Annotated in this window: 9 protein-coding genes, 1 tRNA gene and 1 pseudogene; 4 read left to right on the top strand and 7 right to left on the bottom strand. The window is 43.0% G+C overall.

Translation table 11 applies throughout. The features are described 5' to 3' along the window. Nucleotides 1-237: 237 nt before the first annotated feature. On the bottom strand, nucleotides 238-2,421 hold the full coding sequence (fadJ, locus tag Phpb_RS10655) for a fatty acid oxidation complex subunit alpha FadJ (protein WP_065390311.1): 2,184 nt from the start codon (nucleotides 2,419-2,421) through the stop codon (nucleotides 238-240). After that, complete coding sequence (fadI, locus tag Phpb_RS10650) at nucleotides 2,421-3,731, bottom strand: acetyl-CoA C-acyltransferase FadI (RefSeq protein ID WP_065390310.1); 1,311 nt, start codon at nucleotides 3,729-3,731, stop codon at nucleotides 2,421-2,423. Before fadI ends, fadJ begins: the two co-directional genes overlap by 1 nt. A 584-nt stretch (nucleotides 3,732-4,315) precedes the next feature. Between fadI and fadL the strand changes: the two genes are divergently transcribed. Further along, a complete protein-coding gene (gene fadL, locus Phpb_RS10645) occupies nucleotides 4,316-5,656 on the top strand; it encodes a long-chain fatty acid transporter FadL (protein ID WP_065390309.1) in 1,341 nt (446 codons plus the stop codon). A gap of 78 nt (nucleotides 5,657-5,734) precedes the next feature. On the opposite strand, the gene mlaA is transcribed toward fadL, so the two are convergent. Continuing rightward, the gene (gene mlaA, locus Phpb_RS10640; protein WP_065390308.1) at nucleotides 5,735-6,490 is read right to left on the bottom strand and encodes a phospholipid-binding lipoprotein MlaA; all 756 of its coding nucleotides are present in this window, start codon (nucleotides 6,488-6,490) and stop codon (nucleotides 5,735-5,737) included. Between the two features lie 188 nt (nucleotides 6,491-6,678). Here mlaA and Phpb_RS10635 point away from each other — a divergent pair. Then, nucleotides 6,679-6,753, top strand: a tRNA-Arg gene (locus Phpb_RS10635). 181 nt (nucleotides 6,754-6,934) lie between these two features. Here Phpb_RS10635 and Phpb_RS10630 read toward each other — a convergent pair. Together Phpb_RS10630 and Phpb_RS10625 are read right to left on the bottom strand one after the other, a co-directional pair. Further along, complete coding sequence (locus Phpb_RS10630) at nucleotides 6,935-7,150, bottom strand: hypothetical protein (protein ID WP_131817513.1); 216 nt, start codon at nucleotides 7,148-7,150, stop codon at nucleotides 6,935-6,937. A 561-nt stretch (nucleotides 7,151-7,711) separates the two neighbouring features. Further along, entirely contained in the window at nucleotides 7,712-8,965 is a 1,254-nt protein-coding gene (locus Phpb_RS10625) for a dicarboxylate/amino acid:cation symporter (RefSeq protein WP_065390307.1), read from the bottom strand. A gap of 492 nt (nucleotides 8,966-9,457) precedes the next feature. Between Phpb_RS10625 and ybfF the strand changes: the two genes are divergently transcribed. After that, nucleotides 9,458-10,219 carry an esterase gene (gene ybfF, locus Phpb_RS10620; protein ID WP_420848347.1) on the top strand — a complete coding sequence of 254 codons (762 nt, stop codon included), beginning with the start codon at nucleotides 9,458-9,460 and terminating at the stop codon, nucleotides 10,217-10,219. 66 nt (nucleotides 10,220-10,285) lie between these two features. Here ybfF and rtxA read toward each other — a convergent pair whose 3' ends face one another. Together rtxA and Phpb_RS10610 are read right to left on the bottom strand one after the other, a co-directional pair. Next, complete coding sequence (gene rtxA / locus Phpb_RS10615; RefSeq protein ID WP_065390305.1) at nucleotides 10,286-20,485, bottom strand: MARTX multifunctional-autoprocessing repeats-in-toxin holotoxin RtxA; 10,200 nt, start codon at nucleotides 20,483-20,485, stop codon at nucleotides 10,286-10,288. A 900-nt stretch (nucleotides 20,486-21,385) separates the two neighbouring features. Beyond that, nucleotides 21,386-21,643, bottom strand: a pseudogene (locus Phpb_RS10610) (Xre family toxin-antitoxin system antitoxin); the annotation flags it as partial. A gap of 187 nt (nucleotides 21,644-21,830) precedes the next feature. Between Phpb_RS10610 and Phpb_RS10605 the strand changes: the two are divergent. After that, nucleotides 21,831-22,085 (top strand): type II toxin-antitoxin system prevent-host-death family antitoxin, encoded by a 255-nt coding sequence (locus Phpb_RS10605; RefSeq protein WP_065390303.1) that lies wholly within the window; start codon nucleotides 21,831-21,833, stop codon nucleotides 22,083-22,085. The last annotated feature ends 4 nt before the right edge of the window (nucleotides 22,086-22,089 follow it).

Genomic DNA, 22,089 nt, shown 5'->3' with positions numbered 1-22,089 from the left:
ACCGCTAACAAATATCAGCAATCTCGACCTAAGTTATACAATAAAAATTGTTACTACAAAAACATTTCAAAGATGGTGAACAAGCATTCTACTCAAAATAAATAAAATGGTTGCACGACAACTCAATGGATGTTGCTTGAATTTATAAAGAGATCCTTTTCATTCAAAAACGCTCAATACAATTCCGGTGCTTCAACAACACCGGAATTAATTTTTTCATCAATACAGTATAGGCTGCTATGGATAAAAACTTTTATTCTGTTCAGCCATTTTCACTAAACATTCACAAGGTACAAATCTGTCTCCATACTGGCTTTCCAGCCTACGCAGGATCTCTACCACTCTGGCACAACCAAGGCTATCAATATAACGGAATGGACCACCAAAGAATGGCGGAAAACCTATGCCAAATACCGCCCCAATATCACCATCACGCGGACTTCTGATAATGCCTTCATCCAGACAACGAACAGCTTCATTAAGCATTAGCATCACACAACGTTGAGCGATTTCTGACGAGAGCATATGCGACTCAGGTGTTATATTCAGCAAGGTATAAATCGAGCTATCAACTTTTTTGCCTTTCTTACCAAACTGCCAGAATTTTCTGGCCTCTGATGCATACAAATAGAAACCACGGCCATTTTTCCTACCCTTGCGACCATCTTTCAGTACAGCATCGAGAGATTCAGGCGCAGCAAAACGCGGACCTAGTTGCTCTACCAGAATCGGCATGATTTTGGTGCCAACATCAATACCTACTTCATCCAATAAATTAATCGGCCCTACCGGAAAACCAAAATTAACCAGTGCTCCATCGATATGGTCAATAGGTTCTCCTGCTACCAGACAATGAGCGGCTTCACTAATATAAGGGACAAGAATCCGGTTTACATAAAACCCAGCTTTATCACCCACCACAATAGCGGTTTTACCCTGTTTCTTCGCCAAAGCAACGGCTGTAGCAATCGTTTTCTCACTGGTCCCTTGATGTGGAATAACTTCCACCAGCGGCATCTTATCCACTGGACTAAAATAATGCAGACCAATAACCTGTTCTGGTCGTTGAGCTTTTTCAGCAATCTGATGGATAGGCAGTGAAGATGTATTAGATGCAAATATGGTCTCTGGTTTAGCATTCGTTTCAATTTCCGCCACCATTTGCTGTTTCAGTGACAAATCCTCAAACACTGCTTCAACAACAATATCGGTTTGTGCGAAACCACGATAATCCGTCGTTCCTGAAATCAGCATCATTTGCTGAGCGCGCTCCGCCGGGCGTAGTCGTTTTTGCTTCACCCGCTTGGACAACAAATCCCAAGTATATTTCAATACCTGGCTAACGCCCTTTTCATTAATATCTTTAATCCGCACCGGTAGTTTGCCGCGAGTAGCTGTTACATTCGCAACGCCTCCGCCCATCAAGCCACCACCTAATATACCAACGCGCTTGATTTCCGCCGGTCTCTCTGATGAACCCGTTTCATTCTTCAACGAAGTCGCAGCAAAAAACAGATTACGTAAAGCCGCAGATTCCCGTGTCATTGCCAGCTCGCCAAATGCTACCGCCTCAGCCCGTAAACCCTGACTCATGCCTTTTTCAAGACCTTCTTTGACAACATCGATAATTCGTTCAGGTGCAGGATAATGCCCACGAGTTTTCGCCAGTGTCTTTTTACGAACGATATTAAACAAAAAGTATCTTCCCAAGGGGCCAACTAATAACCGCTGTTGCCACGGCAAAGGCTTACGCACAGGAATACCCTTTTTGACTTTTTCGATAGCAATGTCCAGCAGAATATCCAACGGCACAGCATCATCCACCAACCCGAGCCGTAATGCCTGTTTCGCCCGTAGCTGTTTACCTGTCAGCATGATATCCAACGCTGAACTAACGCCAATAAGTCTTGGCAACCGCTGAGTACCGCCGGAACCGGGTAATAACCCAAGTTGAACTTCCGGTAATCCAAGACGAGTTTTATCGTCCAATGAACATACACGCCAATGACATGCAAGCGCCAATTCCAAACCGCCCCCCAAACAAGCGCCATGAATTGCCGCTACGACAGGCAAAGGATAATTAGCTATCTGGGAAAATAGTTTCTGGCCCTTTTCAGCCAAATCTCGCGCGTCTTCTTTGGTCTTACATCCGGCAATCATAGAAATATCGGCACCGGCAATAAATGTATCCGGTTTACCGGAAATCAATATTAATCCTTTAAGACCCGAAGATTGCTGAGCTTGTTTGAAAACATTCAGAAACTGATCAACAAATTCTGCTTTCAGCGTATTTACCTTTTCTCCCGGCACATTAATGGTGATAACGCCGATCTTATCCGGCCTGATATCAAAACTGAAAACGGAAGCAGTTTGGTTTGTACCCGTAGTGATGGGTGCCGCATCATGCTGAGCCTGAGTCATTATTCCACCTCCAATACCATAGCCGTGCCCAACCCGCCAGCAGCACAAGCGGTTGTCAACCCAAGCCCTCCGCCACGACGGCGCAACTCATTCAATACTTGCGTCACCATACGAGCTCCTGTCGCTGCGAATGGGTGCCCATAAGCGATTGAACCACCCAAAACATTAAATTTGTCCATATCGACTTCACCAATTGCCTGAGCACGCCCTAATTTATGACGAGCAAATTCATCACTGGCGAACATTTTCAGGTTTGCCAGCGTCTGAGCCGCAAAAGCCTCATGCATATCGATTAAAGTTAGATCTTTTAGTGTAATACCGGCCCGATCAAGCGCTATTGGCGTGGCGTATGACGGCCCTAATAACATATCCTGCCAGACATCAATGGCTGAGAATGCGTAGCTACGCAGATAACCGAGCGGTTTTGTTCCCAACGCCTTAGCCACTGATTCACGCATCAATATGACCGCCGCCGCACCATCTGTCAGCGGTGTACTGTTTGCAGCAGTGACCGTGCCGTACTTACGGTCAAATGCTGGACGCAGCTTCGCATAAGAGGTCAGTACAGAATTTCTACGAATATTATTATCTTCAAGCAGTGCTTCACGGTACGGTGGGAAATGAGCTGTCATGACTTCATCAGCTAACAATCCCTGTTCCCAAGCTTTCGCCGCCAGAATATGGGAGCGGTGTGCTAACGCATCCTGATCTTCTCGACTGATACGGTAAGTCTTCGCCATCTGTTCTGCGGTATCTCCCATACGCAGACCTGTCGAATATTCCGCTACCGCCGGAGATACAGGCAATAAATCACGAAATTTAAGGCGACTAAGTAGTTTAAGGCGTTGCGATAGCGTTTTAGCCTTATTCATATCCACCAGAGTACGAGCCAGGGATTTAGTCACACCAATCGGCAATACAGACGAGGAATCCGCTCCGCCGGCAATCCCGATATTCACCGTGCCAGCCATAATGCTTTCAGCCACATTGGCAATCGCCTGGAAACTAGTGGCGCACGCGCGGGATACACTATAAGCATCAGTACTCACACTTAACCCAGCGCCAAGAACGATTTCACGGGCGATATTCGGCGCTTCAGGCATTTGCACTACTTGCCCAAACACCAGTTGGTCAATCTTTTCAGGAAGTAAACCACTCCTAGTCACCAGTTCGCTGACGACTGATTTACCCAAATCCACAGCCGGTATGCCGTGATACGATGTTGCCTGTTTAGCAAATGGAATACGTAGCCCACTGACAATGGCGATACGATCACCTTGCTGTGTCACTTTTGTTAAAGGACGACTCATAACGGCTCCTGAAAGATTATCGTTAACTGAATCAAATTACTGAAAAAAACTTTTCAACCAATCTGGACAGGTCTGACCTGATAGATCATTGTTAGCGTAATGTTTATAAATAGCAAACCTGAATAAATCAAAAATGAGAGGAAGCGCAACTTTAATTTTTTTAATGGCTAAATGGTTTCAATACTTATTCGAACATGTTCGCAAGCTTTTATGCGAAATTAGCCTATTACACCAGTCACAATTTCATTACTAAAATATTCATAATGAATTTTAATATTTTATCTCCCTTTAACTACCGGGAAACTCACCCTACCCCCTAAAGAATATTTATCTGCCGAAATTTGATCTTAAAAAATCATTTTTAAACGTTTTTATTAATATCAAAAATCATTTTTTTGTTAACTGAGTCGCGTTTTTGATATCAACTTGGTAATATTTTGAAAACATTCTTGCAACACCAACTGTTATCAGACCTATACTTCACGACTGGTCTGATTTGTCAGCGAGGCAAACCGACCCTACAATCCTGCGCTCCTTGCTAAGATAAGTGGCATAGTTAAATAATAAACAAGAGGGTTTTGGTTATGAACCAGAAAAACCTGTTCACCCGTTCAGCATTAGCGGTTGCAGTGGCAATAATTTCATCGAATGCTGGCGCTGCTGGTTTCCAGTTAAATGAATTTTCTACTTCGGCTTTGGGCCGCGCTTTTTCCGGGGAAGGCGTTGTCGCTGATAACGCATCGGTAGGAAGCCGTAACCCAGCAGCAATGACGCTGTTTGATCGCCCATCATTTTCCATTGGCGCTATCTATATCAACCCAGATGTTGATATTACCGGTAAATCCCCAATAACGGGCAAAAGTACTAACGCTAAAAATATCGCGCCTACCGCTTGGATACCTAACCTACATTTCATTATGCCAATCGATGATCAATGGTTTGTTGGTACTTCGGTCACTACCAACTTCGGCCTGGCAACCGATTTTAGCAATAACTATGAGGCAGGCCCTATCGGCGGTAAAACTGACCTGACAACGTTGAACTTCAACTTAAGCGGTGCTTATAAGCTGAATGATCACTTTAGCTTTGGTTTAGGGCTGAACGCTGTTTATGCGGATGCAGAAATCGTCCGTCATGCGGGCGCTCTGTCATACATTCTGGATCAACACCCCAAGATACCAAAAAAAGGTCTCGTGAAACCAACAGATGAAGTTGCTAATCTGTCAGGTAAAGATTGGGGCTATGGCTGGAACGCAGGCATCATGTATGAAGTGGATGAAAATAACCGCTACAGCCTGACTTACCGTTCTAAAGTTAAAATTAAGTTTAAAGACGGTGACTATAAAAACGACATACCTGTTCAGCTAGGTCAAATGCTGGAAAAAGCGGGAGTACATTTACCAGCTACTGGCGGCCAAACCATTGGCGGTAGATTGGATCTCAATTTGCCTGATATCTGGGAAGTTTCTGGTTACAACCGCGTAGCGCCTAAATGGGCTATCCACTATAGCCTAGCATATGCAGGCTGGAGTGAGTTTAATGAACTGAAAGGGACCAGAAATAAAGATGGATCTGTCCTGTTTAGTAAACATGAAGGCTTTAAAGATGCCTACCGTATTGCTTTAGGTACAACTTATTATCACGACGACAACTGGACATTCCGTACAGGTATCGCCTTTGACGACAGCCCGGTTCCTGCTGAAAACCGTTCTATCTCCATTCCGGATCAAGATCGTTTCTGGCTGAGTGCTGGTGCAACCTACGCATTTAACAAAGATGCTTCTGTCGATGTAGGTGTTTCATATATGCATGGTCAGAAAGTCACTGTTAAAGAGAAATTGTCCGAAGCATTGCCTAACGCATACGAATTCGACGCTAAAGGCACTGCCTGGCTATATGGTGTGAACTTCAACTACGCATTCTAATAATATGCCACTCTCAAAAAGGATAGCGATATTGCTATCCTTTTTTATCTACGCGGTTAAAAACCCAATAAGGAGTTATCAATCATCAATACTATCTAAATCATCCTGTATTGCTTCGGCATTTGGATTTTGTGTGGCTTCCAGTTTACCGCCGCTTGCCATAAAATCATGGCTCTGGAAGTAAGCCTCACGCATCATCAAATAAGGATCTGACGAGTTCTTCAACAAGCCATCAGAATCCAGTAAACGAGCACGGGTTTCAATCCCTTCAAATGCCCACTTGCCGGCTGACATCCAAATAGTCAGATAACTCAGCATTGGATAAGTCATATCCGCCCAGTTACCCCCTTCGTCACGTAGGGTGAAATTGCCATAGCCCGGTAATACAACATAAGGGCCATACCCCACCTTATAATAGCCCAGAGTACTCCCAAAGCGTTTTGGCTCTTCTTTTGCCAATTTGGGGTTTGCCATCGTTGCAACATCAATCAGCCCCCCCATACCCAAAATGGTATTCAGGAAAAAACGATTAAAATGTTTCATTCCCTGATATGGATTACCACGCAAGAAACTGTTTACCATACTAGCCGGCTCTTCGAGATTACTCAGAAAATTACCCAAACCATTTCGAGCAGGCATCGGCACATAATCACGCCACGCTACCGCGACTGGACGTAAAACATAAGGGTCAAGAACATCATAATTAAAGTTGAACATTGTACGGTTAAAACCTTCCAGTGGGTCTGAACGCCCCTGTTCAACAGTATCAGATGAATTAGCGCACCCCACTAGTAATGCGGCGGTAAGAGCGATTCCCCCCAAACGATACTTCATACATCTCTCCAAGTAATAACCTTCTAGATCCGGCAAATCAGTTTTTGCACGACTCGCCGATGATCATCAATAATGTCAATATTACTGACAATCCAACTTGAATGGTACTCAATTCAAGCGATCACTAAATAGGCAAACAGTTTATAACGCCTTATATTATGAATGAAAAGCCGTTATAATAAAGCTATGTCCCCTTAGTTAAATGGATATAACAAGCCCCTCCTAAGGGCTAATTGCTGGTTCGATTCCAGCAGGGGACGCCAGAAGCATATCCCACCAAGGTTAATAAATTTAAATTTTTCCAATTAAATCATGTAAATAAACTCAATGCTTGTCTAAGCAAGCCCGTTTTTGTTTAGTGGAATCTAAATACAATCTTATTGATTCTCTTATCCATGAAAAAAATAAGCGCCTTACTTGGCGCTTTCATTCAAAATAGAATTTTTACTTTTTTTCTTTCTCTGCACAGCTCTTATCACGATAGATTTGCTGTAGTTTTTCGTACCTATCTTTTGCTGCCTTTCCTTCTACCGTTTTTGCATCGCTAGTATCTATGAAGAAAAGCGGAATCAGCAAGAACACTCCAGTGACACCCAAGGCTGAATTTTTCGCTATTTGTCCATTCAATTCACTATCTTTCTGTTTAACAAGATTCTGCATTTTCTCCATTTCAAAAATGACAGACTCGCATGACATCAAATTGTCACCAGGTTGTGATATTTGAACAGGCATAGGAGTAGTGTGAACACATCCAGAAAGAAATATGACAGTCAATGGTAAAGTTAATTTTTTAAACATTTCATACTATTAAGTTGTTGACGTTTATTTAATTTACCATTTTGTGCTATTTAATGTAAGCCCTAAATTACGCGTCATATACTTAATCATGCTACCCCATAAAACCCGATTTCTTTATCTGACTCAGGTAAACAAGGGGCCACTCTCCAGCACTGACTACTAAAACACCCAACTCAGGGATAATATTGACCACATTGGCATCAGCCTGTTCCGTTACCCTATCCGTTTCTTTGAAACCTTCCGCTACATCTCAACTGAAATAAATCGCATATATCAATAATCAGCACAGTACAGAAATGCTATCCATTCAAATAGTAAGCTTTTTCGAATTACACGGTACTCTATTATTGATTAGAATTAATGCCGGTTAAAAGCCGGCATTATTTTATTAATCATCGAATAGATAAAAACTTAAAGATCTATTTATTTAGCATTTAACACTTCGTTTAATTTGCTTTCATCAAGCTGACGACAACGCTTCGCTACCACAATCGTTGCAACACCATTGCCAATCAGATTTGTTAAAGCTCTTGCTTCTGACATGAAACGATCTATTCCCAATATTAATGCCAGCCCCGCTAGTGGTAAATGCCCAACAGCGGAAATTGTCGCAGCTAATACAATAAACCCACTACCTGTTACACCAGCGGCACCTTTGGAGGATAAAAGCAATACAACTAATAGCGTTATTTGATGCACTATATCCATATGAGTATTCGTCGCTTGAGCAATAAATACCGCGGCCATTGTCAGGTAAATAGAGGTTCCATCCAGATTAAATGAATATCCCGTCGGTATCACCAAACCAACAACAGATTTCTGGCATCCCGCTTTCTCCATTTTATCTAACATACGCGGCAATGCAGATTCAGAAGACGATGTTCCCAATACGATTAATAATTCTTCTTTAATGTAATTAATGAATCGGAATATACTAAACCCAGTGGCTTTTGCAATTGTTCCTAAAACAAACACTACAAAAAGAATACAGGTGATATAAAAGCAAACTATTAATTGCCCTAATTGTACCAATGTACCAATACCATATTTCCCGATGGTAAATGCCATTGCGCCAAAAGCCCCCAAAGGAGCTAATCGCATTATCATATTGATAATACCGAAAATAACATGAGAAAAACCATCAATAATATTAAAGATTGGTTTCCCTTTCTCTCCTAAACGATGAAGTGCAAAACCAAATAACACAGCAAATAATAGGACCTGCAAAATATTGCCACTGGCAAACGCTCCGATGACACTAGCCGGAATAACATCAAGCAAAAATGCGATTATTCCTTGTTCAGCCGCCTTTTCCGCATATAGGGATACCGCTTTAACATCTAATGTAGAGGGATCAATATTCATCCCTGCACCAGGCTGTACAACATTGACAACAATTAGCCCAATAATCAAAGCGATTGTGCTAACTATTTCAAAATATACCAATGCAATAGCGCCTGTTTTACCAACAGCTTTCATACTTTCCATACCTGCGATACCGGTCACAACGGTACAGAAAATAACAGGAGCAATAACCATTTTGATTAATTTGACAAATCCATCACCTAATGGCTTCATTTCCGCACCAAGTTGTGGGTAGAAATGCCCCAAAAGTATGCCGATAGTTATTGCGACCAAAACTTGAAAATAAAGACTCTTTAGTAAATTTTTCTTCACTTCTTAATTCCCTAATCCATAGTGTAAAATCAGATTCTATTTATTCTTATTAGAACGGTGTAGTTATTGTTAAATGTACCTTATATCTTCATTCATATAACATATAAAGCAAATTTTCATCATTTTTTCACAAAAAATTAAAATTAACACACAATTTTTTAAGATATAGATCACATAAACACACAATCAATAACCTCACTAAGATGATTGAACCGATAATCATCTCATAAGTTATTTAAAACTTTCCATTTAAAAATATTATTTACTTGAAGAACATTTATTTTTCAATCCATTAAGTATTACATTGAAAAAATTAACAAGTTTTTGATACATGAATGTTTTGAGAACAACTTAATCATAAGATATTATTAACTATAATTGTACAGCCTGGTTGCTTTTTTATAATTTAAGCAACAATATACACGGTATGACATCAATACCTTAAAGAAAACAATTCTCATCATGAAATTAGACAGCCCGTTAAATTACCATATGCAGATACCGGAAAATCCGCTCTCTTCTACCCCTGTGGTATTCATCCACGGGTTATTCGGCGATCTCAATAATCTTGGGGTTTTGGCTCGTGATTTGCAGCAATACTACCCCGTCATTCAAATCGATGTACGCAATCACGGTTTATCTCCACGGGCAAATAACATGGATTACCACGATATGGCACAAGATGTTATTTCCCTACTGGATCATCTGCAAATTCAATCCGCCATTATTATCGGTCATTCAATGGGCGGTAAGATCGCGATGGCAATGACCGCACTAGCGCCAGAACGGATAGAAAAAATTGTTCTTATTGATATAGCACCCGTTGCTTATCAGGTTCGCCGTCACGACCAGATTTTTACCGCACTGAATAAAGTGACAGAAGCCGGAGTCAAAACCCGCCAAGACGCCGCTAAGATGATGCGAGAAAATATTCAGGAAGAAGGTGTCATTCAGTTTTTACTGAAATCATTCCATCAGGGGGAATGGAAATTCAATTTACCGGTATTAATTAACCAGTATGAAAAGATCATTGGCTGGCAAGAGATCCCTACATGGCCTCATCCCGCTTTATTTATTCGCGGCGGCCTCTCCCCTTATATTCAGGAAGAATATCGGCACGATATCGCCAGACAATTTCCACAGGCTAAAGCTTGGGTAGTCGCCGGTTGCGGCCACTGGGTTCACGCAGAAAAACCAGACGCGGTTTTAAAAGCAATTCATCGCTTTCTTAATACCGATACGGAATTAACGTAGGAAACCGGTCAATTAGTCATAAAAGTGGCTCATTTATCTTGAGCCACTTGATTATCAGGAAGTTAATTAGGCAAATTTCCCCTTGCCAATCGTGACATCCGTCCATGCCGTCGCGATAGTCATCTTCGCCTGGCTGTCCAGATTTTCAATAAAACCATTATCGCCGACTGTCGGAGCGAAACTACTCATTGCCTGAATCAAAGAATCCACCACATTATCTGACAGTACGGTAAATTCACGCTCCCCCAATGCGTTCTTATCACCTATCTGAGTCACCAATTTGGCACGATTGCCATTAAAGTAATCATCAAAGGTAACCGAACCCACTGATTCAAATAACCCTTGAGCACTGCTGTCCTGAGTTTGGCGCTTCACTGACAGCACCAGATCATATCCGCTGCGCTGCAACCACAGGTTTCGCCAGTCAACACCATTAAGCAATATCATGTCTTCCGCGCTGATATCATTGACTGACGTATCAATCACCTCTCCGCCAACCACAAAACTGTCTACCCCCAAACCACCCTGGAAGCGATTCTGGTACCCGCCAAGCACCAGCAAATCCTGACCTTCACCGCCATCAAACTCACTGAACTTCGAAATCGCCGCAGCTATTAAGTGATCGTCACCTTCCCCACCGTTGATTACCGCATGGTAGCCCATCAGTTTAATCGCATCATTGCCGGAATAGCCGTCGATCCGGCTGTTATTGCCAAATACTCTGGCAAAATCATGACCTTCACCCAATTCAATCTGGTTATTATTGCCGATGGCGACAACGTAATCCTGACCTTCACCGCTATCTACCCGGTTATAATTGCCGGAGATGGTGACGTAATCCTGTCCGTTACCTGCATCAATAAAGCCGCCTTCACCAAAGACAAACGCCTGATCATCGCCTTCCCCCATAAACACATAGTTAATACGCCCGGCCATCACCGCGGTATCATCTCCATTACCGCCAAACATCCAGTTTTCACGTCCCATCAGGACGCCCAGATCATCTCCTTCACCGCCGGTAAAGATGTTGGAAGTACCCATTGAATAATAAACATCATCACCGCGGCCACCCCAGAAGTTGTTGTTATCTCCCAGATAAGCGCCAAGATCTTTACCGTCGCCACCCCAATTGAAGTTATAGTTTCCCAACGATATATGGATATCGCCATCGTCATGCAAATGACCGCTGTTACGCAGGAAATCAAACGTCTTTTCCTCCATATTAAGCAAATCAACCGTCAAGTTTTCTTTCAAATGCGTGATTAAGGACTTCATTTCTGTTTGCTTATCTTTACTGAACATCGTCGCAAACAGATTAGGCAAATTCAGTGAATTAAAACCAAATGCAGATTTGGCTTTATCATCATCGGTCTGAGCACGCTTTCTATCGACGCTCACTGGAGATTCCGGTTCACGATTTCCATCAGACGCTTTCTCTTGCAGGCCATGACTTTCCGCAAATGATCTGACGCCATCCTCGCCCATATCAATGCCCGCTTTCAAACCATCAAGCAACTTCTCTGGATTAGTAAAAGCTTTCAGTTGATCCCCGCTAAATTCTCCAATCACTGCCAGCATCTCTTGCAGAATCGCTTCGCTATCAACCGGTTCTCCTGTACGGGAAACAATTTGACCTTCCGCGGTGTAATTCACACCAAAGATATCCGCTAAGGTAGTCTCCGCGTTTACACTTGCTAATCGGCCAAGCAGCTTATTCTTAAGCTGACGCGGTAAGTCTTGCGGATGATAGGTAAAAGTGGTCTTCGCCATACCCGTTGCCGAATATTGCTGAGTCATCAGACCAAACAACGAACCTAGGTTGGTATCCATAATCGATTGGATATGGTCGCCAAACATAAAATTCCAGTTACCGGCTGTCACCTGGATATCTGCTCCTTGACCACCGACGGCAAAGTTAAAAGCCAGCTTCTCATTAGCCTGACGGAATTTATTTGCGCGGCTCATTGCGCCCATGCCAGTCACATTACTGCTTAGCCATTGATGATATTTTTTATTCAACGTCGCTTCAATATCTCGATTCAAGCCGCGACTACTGCGTTCATGCTGTGAATCCAGCTCAACCAACGTCTTGTAGTTCACACTGCTGGTTTGATCCAAACGAGACATATCTTGCACAAACTTGTTCGCACCGGCGATGGTCCACTGCTGATCTTGCGCGATTAACCAATTTTGTCCTTTGCCAGAGTAAGCAATACCTTGTAGCACGCCGGCAACATGCGCCACACCATCAAACGGGTTAACCAGCGGCGGCGTTGGAATGGATTTATCCATCATCACAATCAAGTCATTACTGCTGCCCTGATTGAAGCTAACGTTACGATTACCGATAAACATCTGCGCCCCTTCAAACGCTTGGTAACCATTGATATCGAAGCTGTGTTTGCTGTCTCCGTCACCGATATGGACCATCACATTATTGTCACCGAAGGCCAGTGATTTAAAGCCACCACTACCCACTTTAATACCGACATTTGATGTTCCCCAATTGAGGGCGGTAAACTCCCCTTCACCTACATTAACCTGAATGTTGCCAGAGTAACTAAGCTGATTATTCGATTTATCGTTGGAGTCAATCTGAATAGTATTTTCACGTTTCTTTGGCATGGTAAAAGGACGACGATAATCTGCAACCGCCCCTCTCGTCACCGCATCATCCCCAGTGTATCCCACCTTGGAAAGGGTGATGTCACTTTCAGCAATACCGCGAATAACCCTTTCTGTACTGGTCGTCAATTCACCCTGTTTATTCCATTCGAATACAACTTTGTTATCAGGTAAGTTATTAACCCATTGGTTATTGGTATCACGGGTAAATTTACGGCCTGTCGCATCAATCGCCACTTCGCTACGGCGGGCGGAAACATTACTGCGAATACCTTGTTTGTCTAACTCTGTAATAAAACGATGGGCAAAACCGTCCCGCTTGTCATCACTGATCAAAGAACAACCCACGATGCTGATATGCCCAGGTTTACCCGCTGGTTTAAGGTCGTGATTAAACTGCTTTAGTCTCACAACAAGTTGATCGGCAGTGTAACCACTCAAGCGAATGTTATTTTGCTCCGATGTATCACGGCCATGACCGACAATTTGCCAACGTAACTTACCGGATAATCTGGCAGTATCTCCATAAACGATACGATATTTACCATCAGCATCGAGCTGCGCCACCACGCTGGAATCTGGGTGTTTACCGGCCAGATTGGCTGCTGCTTTGGCAACGACCGGATCATCTTCCAGTTGAATAATGATCTGACCATTAAAACGCGTTGCGCGATCATCGGTTTGTGGTGTGACAGCCACCGGCTCCCACGTTCCCGCATCTTTGTTTTTGATGATGTCACTTGATGACAATTTTTCCAGTAACGGACTCGCCGCATCACTATCAACCGGCACTTTAAGTATCAATCGATTTGCTGCCGGATAAGAGAGGACTTTATCGATATTCGACTGTACAAAGCTGGCCGCTTGTTTAAAGTTGTCGCTCTCAATGTCAACCAAAACCTTCTTAGTTTGTTTACCTTGCTGAACTGCCACTTCCAAGGTGATATCACCTTCTCGATAATCAACTACACGCCCAGTGATATTTGAACCTAAGTTAAATACCTTGCCTTGCTCTTTCAATGCGCGCAATACGTAGTTTTGTTCACCATCACGTGACGTTTTCCAAACACCGTCATATCTCGCAATGGTTCCCTCTTCAAATTTATTAAATTGAACATAAAAGCTTTGGTTGGATTCTTTACTTGCCTGAAATTTATAACTCGTTATAAATCCTTTATGGAACGTATCCATAAAACGGCGGAAATCGTTATAGTTAGCAAACGATTTGCCACCATAGTTAGGATCATAAAATGACCAAACTGTTTGATTGATTTTTCTATGCACCACAACGGACATGGCATGTTCTTCCGACATGAATGTCATATAAGTCGATCTTCTTACATGACGCAGCTTATCCATGACGGATTCATAGCCTTCCGCAGAGTAATTCAGTGCATGATTAATGTTCGGCCCGGCCAATCCGTTAGCTTTCAATTTGCCGCCATAGGCAGCATTCGCTTTTTTATAGGCTTCAAGAGTAGAGTCATCCATAAATTGGCTGTATTGCATCGATAATAAATCTTCAATAACCACCCCAATATTTTGACGGCGATATTGAGTCAGCAAAGCGGATTCAATGGCGTTAATGTCGGTTTTCTTATTGACTGATTTGTCGTTATAGGCTTTAACAGTGTCCTTCAACCACAACATATAAGCTTTACCACCCCCTGAGCCATGTACTCGCTCTTCCATTAAGTAACGGGCAGATAAAGCGAAACACAATCCTTTCATGAGTTTTTTAGACTCGGCGGTATCTCCTTTAGTCAAGAGCACACTGCCAATTTCCGGGATAACTTTACCCAGTCTTTCTAACAAATTGCCATCCTGGCTAAAATGGAATGAATAAGCTTCCAGCTCTTTTCCATGTGCTATGAAGTCAAAAATTTTGTTATCAATTTTTTGAAAAACGTCTCCTTTTATTACCCCACGATGTTGAGAAGATGTTGTTAGCAGATTTTTATCCAACGGAGATTGATTATTAACCTGCAACCGATTAATCATGTTTTCTGCATCTTTCAGTATAGTCAGATCTTCTTCTATCAATCCTGCACTGAATCGTCCATCTGCCTGTGCGACAAACTCAGGGTTAACATGGCTGCTGGTTTCAGGCATAGCCGTGGACTGATAAGCCTCTCCCGGCAAACCACTGCCAAGCGCGCCTATTCGCTGTGGCTTAACATTGTCACTCTGCTTCGCGCTCTTCGCATCGGTTTGTGCCTGAACCACTTTCTCCTCAGCCACAGCAATATCACGTTTGCCTCGATTTTCCGCCTCTAGATAAGCAACACTGGCATTACTTTTTGCTCTTTCTGCTTGCCGCTGTTGTAACAGGGCCTCTTTTTCTCTCAATTCCACTTTTTTATGAGCGTCTATCATATCTTGTTGCACGCCAATACGATGCTGCTCACTTTTCGCTATACCTGCCTCCGATTGTGCAATCGCTTTTTTCGCCTTCTGTTGGTCATCGCTAATATTTTGCCGCACATTAACCAACGCTCTCTGTGCATCAGTTTTAGTGTTATCCAATTTACTCTGAACATGGTTCAAAAATCCGGCAGCAAATTGGTTACGCCATTGATCACCTGATTTACCTTGGTAACTATCAAAGTCATTCAATGCATCCAGACCTTGAGTCATGGAGAGTAGTTCATCTGTTACTGCTTGTGATTCTTCTTTTATCGCATCACGCTGCGCTTGCCCATTGGTGTTTAGCGCTGCTTGATCCGTTGATTCCAATTGAGACCGTGCGCCTGCAATTGCTGCCAGTTGCTGCTCTTTCTCTTGTTCCAAGATGCGGCGATTTTCTTCAGCTTTATCTTTATCGTTTAACGCATTTTGCGCCGCTTTATCCTGTTTTACCTGTTCGATAACCGCCTTAGCTGGTCGTGAGCTTTCAGATTTCGCAACAATATTATCGAGAACATAACCTACGCCATCATTTAAACCTGTACCTTTAAATGCAATTTGGTTACTACCGGCTTTCGCTGTCAACTCCAGCGTTTTGTTTTGCCATCCAGCGGCATCTCCAGAAGTTGAGAATACCTGTTCCCCGTTCCAAAAAACTTCCATGCCATTGTTGGTAAGATAAGTATTATGACGATTGGCAAAATCAAAATTCAGTGAAATAACTTCTCCCTCGAACAAGTTTTGTAAGTCCTGATAAATCGCGGTGTTTCTATCCGCATCAAGCTCACTAACCCGCTCTCCATGCCCCTCGTTATCAAGACCGTAAGCACCAGCTGAGTGATATGCTTCAATACCATTGGTTGCCAACCAACCGTAATTACCTTGTTCAAAATTACCATTGATGATCAGATTAGCTCTCTGTTCCGGCGCATCGCTTTTATCAATGTTCAATGAATGATGGATATTTTCGAGCTCAGGCGTTTCGATCGCTGTTATAGAACCATGTAGGTGGCTGCTTAAATCTGAATTTACCGTTGCGATTTCATCCATCTTAAAACCATCAATAGCAGAAACTTCGGCTAAATTAATCGCCCCTCTGCCTTTATGTGTCCCAGATGTACTAGCCTCACCGCCCTCAACCAGATAATTGATCGCCTGACTGCCCCCCACACCTAATGCTGTCTGTTTGATATGTTCAAAGAAGGAAGAGAGTTTGTTGCTTTGCGTATTGCTTTCTGCAACAGAGAAACTATAGAAATCACCGTTACCGATCTTAATCGCAACGTTATTACGTGCATAAGAGGCATTCACCCCCAGACCATCACCAATATGAATATTGGCGTTATTTTTACCTTTCATCACCGCAACATTCAGGCCATTTCCAACTTTAGTATTAACATTGAAATTACCCCATGCCACGTTAACGGAAACACCCTCACCCACTTTGGTATTCACATTCAGGTCGCCATGCGTCGCCGTTACATTTAAGCCATTTCCCACGGTGGTGGTGATATTCGCTTTGCCTTTTGCCGCGGTAACTTGCATGCCATCACCCGCTTTGGTGACAATATTTCCTTTACTCCACAAGGCATTAAAACTGTCACCGTTACCCACCTGAGTCACAATATTAGCCTCACCTTTGGCAAGCACCACATTGCGCCCATTACCGACCTTGGTAATGACGTTAGCTTTACCCCAAGCGCCGGTGTAATCATCACCGTGACCAACATGAGTGATAATATTGGCATCACCCTGAACGATCGTCACTTCTTGTCCATCACCCACTTTGGTTATGATGTTCGCTTTACCTTTCGCGAAGTTATAACGATCACCATGCCCCTTTTGCGTCAAGATATTAGCTTCACCCCAAACCGCATTGATACCGGCGCCATTCCCCACTTTGGTAATGATATTGGCTTTACCTTTAGCAAATCCCACTGTTGTGCCATGACCAACATGGGTCATGACATTCCCCACATTCGACACAAGCAAACCAACGGTCGTCCCCTCTCCCACTTTGGTCAGAATATTACCGTCGCCAAGCAGTACGCCAGCGGTCATCGAATTGCCTACATGAGTAATAACATTAGCTTTCGCCCCTGCAACCACCCCCATAAAATCATTACCGGTTTTGGTGACAATATTCGCTTCTCCTAACGCCAAAACACCGGTTAAGCCATTGCCGACATGGGTCATGATATTAGCCTGACCAAACATTGCCGCTAGCGTTGTACCATCGCCGATTTTAGTCATCACGTTCAGTTCACCGGCAAACAAGCCAATACTGGAGCCATTACCCACATGGGAATAGATATTAGCTTTACCTATCATCAAGGCAGTTGTCAGATCATTACCAATCTTAGTCAACACATTGGCGCCACCGATCATGGCGGCAAAAGTATTGCCATCTCCGATATGGGTAAAAATATTGGCGCCACCAATCATTGCCGCCAACGTCGTGCCGTTACCCACTTTAGTCGCGATATTGCCTTTCGCCAGCATCAGGGCAACACTACTCCCATCACCAATGTGGGTAAATACGTTGCCTGCGGCTATCATCAGCGCCAACGCATCACCATCACCCACTTTAGTAAAGATGTTTACCGCGCCTCCCATCAGCGCCCATACATCACCTTTACCGACATGAGTAAAGAGATTGCCTGCACCAATCATGGCTGCAATCGCGGTCCCATCCCCGACTCGGGTAAAAATATTGCCTGCCGCCCCCATCACGCCCAAAGTCTGACCGCCACCAACATGGGTAAGTACATTACCTATCCCAAACAGAGCGCCGGTAGTATCGCCGTCGCCTATTTTTGTCAGGATGTTGGCGCCACCGAGCATCACACCTGTCGTATTTCCGTTACCAATGTGAGTCAGAACATTTGCACCACCGCCCATCACTGCCAACACATTACCCGGCCCTTTCTTGGTAAGAACATTGGCCCCACCCAAGGCAATTGCCCTAGTATTCGACATTTCAGCACCATCACTAATATGCGTGATAATGTTAGCCCCGCCGAGCATACCGGACACCAAATCACCCGCTCCGAGCTTAGTGAGCACATTAGCACCGCCCACCAGTACCGAGGAGACATTGCCATTTCCTTTTTGGGTCATGACATTAAAACCGCCCGCACCTAACCAACTCGCTCTACCATTGCCTATCTGCGTGTGCGTGTTGTAACCACCTAGCATGAAAATCTGGCTATTGCCATTACCGTTGTGGATTGAAATATTGCCAACCGCCAGAAGATGTGCCAAATATCGTCCATCTCCGACACGGATGAAAACATTTGCCGCGCCACCAGCATGAATATCCATATCTCCACGCAGGCTTTGGTGAACAACGACATTTGCCAGACCTGCGCCACGGAATGTCAACTTACCCTCTTCTCCCTTTTTCACAATGACGTTCGCGGCGCCGACACCTTCAAAATTGACATTGCCATAAGTGACACTGGATGTAATAACATTTCCGCCGCCAGCGCCATTGAATTGAATATCACCGGAGCTGTCACCACTGTTAGTAGATGAGTTCACCAGTGCTTGCTGACGGTATTCTTCGGTATGTGCCAACCGATCAGAACCACACCGCATCGTTGCATTAAGGCTATATTGAAGCTGACTTAACACACAACTACCTGCACTCACCGAGTGGTAACCGTTTGCGGATGAAATATCTTCATCAGCCAGATTGCCGGTATGATCACCCGCTTTGCACCACGCATTAACAAAGTATTTGAGTTCCTGCGTGATAGGATCATTTCCCAGTTCAACCACCACCACTCTCGTGTATGATTCCAAATGTTTAGCGTACACATAAGTATTCGGTTGACGGTTCGATCTCACCGCGGAAACATCAAACTTCTGACAATTGGCAAAGATCGCATGCCCTCCCATCTTTGCATCAGAGAGCGTGATATCTTCCGCTTTAACCGTTGTCCCACTCGCATAAATAATCCACTCGTTTTCAGATAACCCCTCTTCCACGGCATGAATAGTCACCGGCTGATGATGTTCAACCATTAAATTGAAAAGTCGGTAAGCATCATTGATGTTGATATCGACAAATCCATTACCGGAAGAAATCTCCGTTGAAGCTAGACCATTGAGGTGATTACCCTCCTTATACCAAGAGGTGGCGTAATAATTGAGCTTGCCGGTTTCGGGATCATTTTGGAGCTGAATTTTGCTGATTTTCGTATACATTTTGTCAGCAAAGGCAAAGAGATAAGTATCAGGTTCAGTCGTTGATTTAATACCTGTCACTGGCTGAGCTTCTTGAATCCAACTTCCACCCATCGTCGCTGTAGTTAATACAACATCTTTAGCCTCAGCATATTCCAGTGTCTCATCACGAAAACTGTTATTGACACCTATTCTTGATATTTGGTTATAAGCTCCGGCACCGGAGAAATTGATATTGCCATGCGCAATATTAGAATAAATCTTGTTATAACCACCCGCCCCCTCGAAAGAAACATCACCACGGGTTTGTACGTAAATATCTTCCCTTTGTCGAATACGTTTAATTCGGTTCGATGCTCCCGCACCACTCAAGGTAATATCACCTTCTTTACCTTTACGTACAATGTGATTATCAACCCCGGCACCTTCAAAAACAATATTACCGAACTCTGTCCGCGAGCTAATACTATTTGCGGCACCTGAGCCATGAAACGTGACATCGCCACGGCTCCCGTTGTAATTGTCATACCAGGTGCGGTCAATTTTGTTACCCGCTCCAGCACCATCAAAGAATAAATCGCCCTGATTGGCTCCATGCCATAATTTATTGTAGCCGCCGGAGCCACTGAAACTCATATCACCCGTTAAACCGTCACGGTTCATTTCGTTATAAATCGCCGCACCGGTAAAATCCAAATCACCGTGATGACCGGTGTGATCCATCACAACGCCACCCGCGGCGCCAAAAAACGAAATATCACCATCACCATTTTTATCAATATCGGTGTAACCCGCACCACCTTTTACTGTCAGATTACCTGTGGAATCCACAATGGATAAATACGCCGCACCACCGACTACCGTGTCATTACCTGTACCGGTATAAACTTTGGCGGCAATCGACCCCAGAGCAATATGGTCATTTCCTCCGCGGGCATAAATATAGCCACCAAAGCCAATGGCATCAATGTCATTATCATTGTCATCAGCGAAATAATTCCCGGTAAAGAAATATTCCGCACTCCTACTTGATGATTTCCCCATAAACAATCCCTTAGTTTAATATACCCTATGGATTTCAAGATGCATCGCGACGGCAAGGGAGTGAATCCCCGGGAGCATAGATAACTATGTGACCGGGGTGAACGAGTGCAGCCAACAAAGAGGCAACTTGAAAGATAACGGGTATAGAAGTTAAAACCGTACTCGACGGATATAATAGTTAAGTTGAACATCTCATTTTTTTAACAATACAAATCCTTTAGCCTCTTCATGATAAAAAGAGACCAAATAACAAATTGTTAGCAACGTTAAAGCGGTGATCATGGAATATGATCATTGCGGAAAAAACAGATATTCCGGCTCAACGATTAAGCTTTATTTAAAATACTAAATGCAGGAAAATGCTACTCCACCATTATTTCATTCATCCGGCAATTTCGCTCTTAGCACACGGAATATAAGGTAAGCAGCTCTCCTGCTAATATGCAGATTAGAGAGAATTTGTACGAATCTTTTAGACATAATTTTACTCAAAAGACAATTTATTCATAAAAAGCGCACAACAAAACTTTAAAATCAAAAAATACCTAAACTGATGTATAGACAAATACTTTCAAATAAAAACAAGATTCAAAAACAATATTTAACGCAGAAAACCGTTTTCTTTCGCATAAGATATAACGTTTCGCTAATTATGATCAATTATTTATTTTTTCTTTATTAAAATACCAAAAATATATTTTTACGAATAACATTAATTCCGCACATATAATATATTATTAATATAATAACAATTTGAAATAATTAATATCGATTCTATTTAATGTAAACCTGCCACCTACCATGACGTTAAAAAAATGCCCAGTTCACATTTGACTGGGCATTAATCTAGAAAAGAGAGGTTAAAGAAGGAGAATGATTTTTCTTAATTCTATAGAAAAATCATGAGAATACCCCATGCTCCAGACGCCCGATGAGATCTAGCACCTCAAGTGCGCCACTTTCAGTTGCAATAAGAGACATTGGAGTAACTCCACCAACCCCCTTAACAGGACTTTTTAACCATGTCCATGCTTCATTCTTATTTCCGCCAAAAAGTTGTACTGCGGCATCAAACACACGAATCAATCGTGTAACACGCTCACTCTCTTCGGCAGAAAGAACGAAACCTGCATTTTCTCGGCAGGCAACGTTTCGCTCTTTGTATTTGTCAAAGTGGTACATATGACACCTTAGTTAATCTGATAATAATGACCGCTATAGCTCAGTTACCACAAATTACGAACTTGGAAGCTTGCAAGATACAGAAACAATCGTACAGTATGTTGTACGATCAATGGGTGTTTCGTTATATTTTTCAGGTTATTTCTTGGTATAGGTAGGATAAATGAAAGTGTTAACTTACTCAGAAGCAAAAAAAAATCTTTCTGAAACGATGATAAATGCCGTGAACGATTGTAGCCCAGTGATTATCACTCGTGAAAATGGCGAAAATTGCGCACTTATGTCATTAACTGATTTCGAATCTTTGCAAGAAACGGCTTATTTGATGAAATCACCAACCAACGCGAATCGTCTTATGGAATCTATCTCTCAATTAAGCACCGGGCAAGGGAAGGTCAAGGAATTGGATTTAGACTAATGAA

The organism is Photorhabdus namnaonensis, assembly GCF_001684335.1.
Lineage (GTDB): Bacteria > Pseudomonadota > Gammaproteobacteria > Enterobacterales > Enterobacteriaceae > Photorhabdus > Photorhabdus namnaonensis.
Note: the sequence above shows the minus strand (reverse complement) of the source record. Positions and strands in the feature narration are given on the sequence as shown.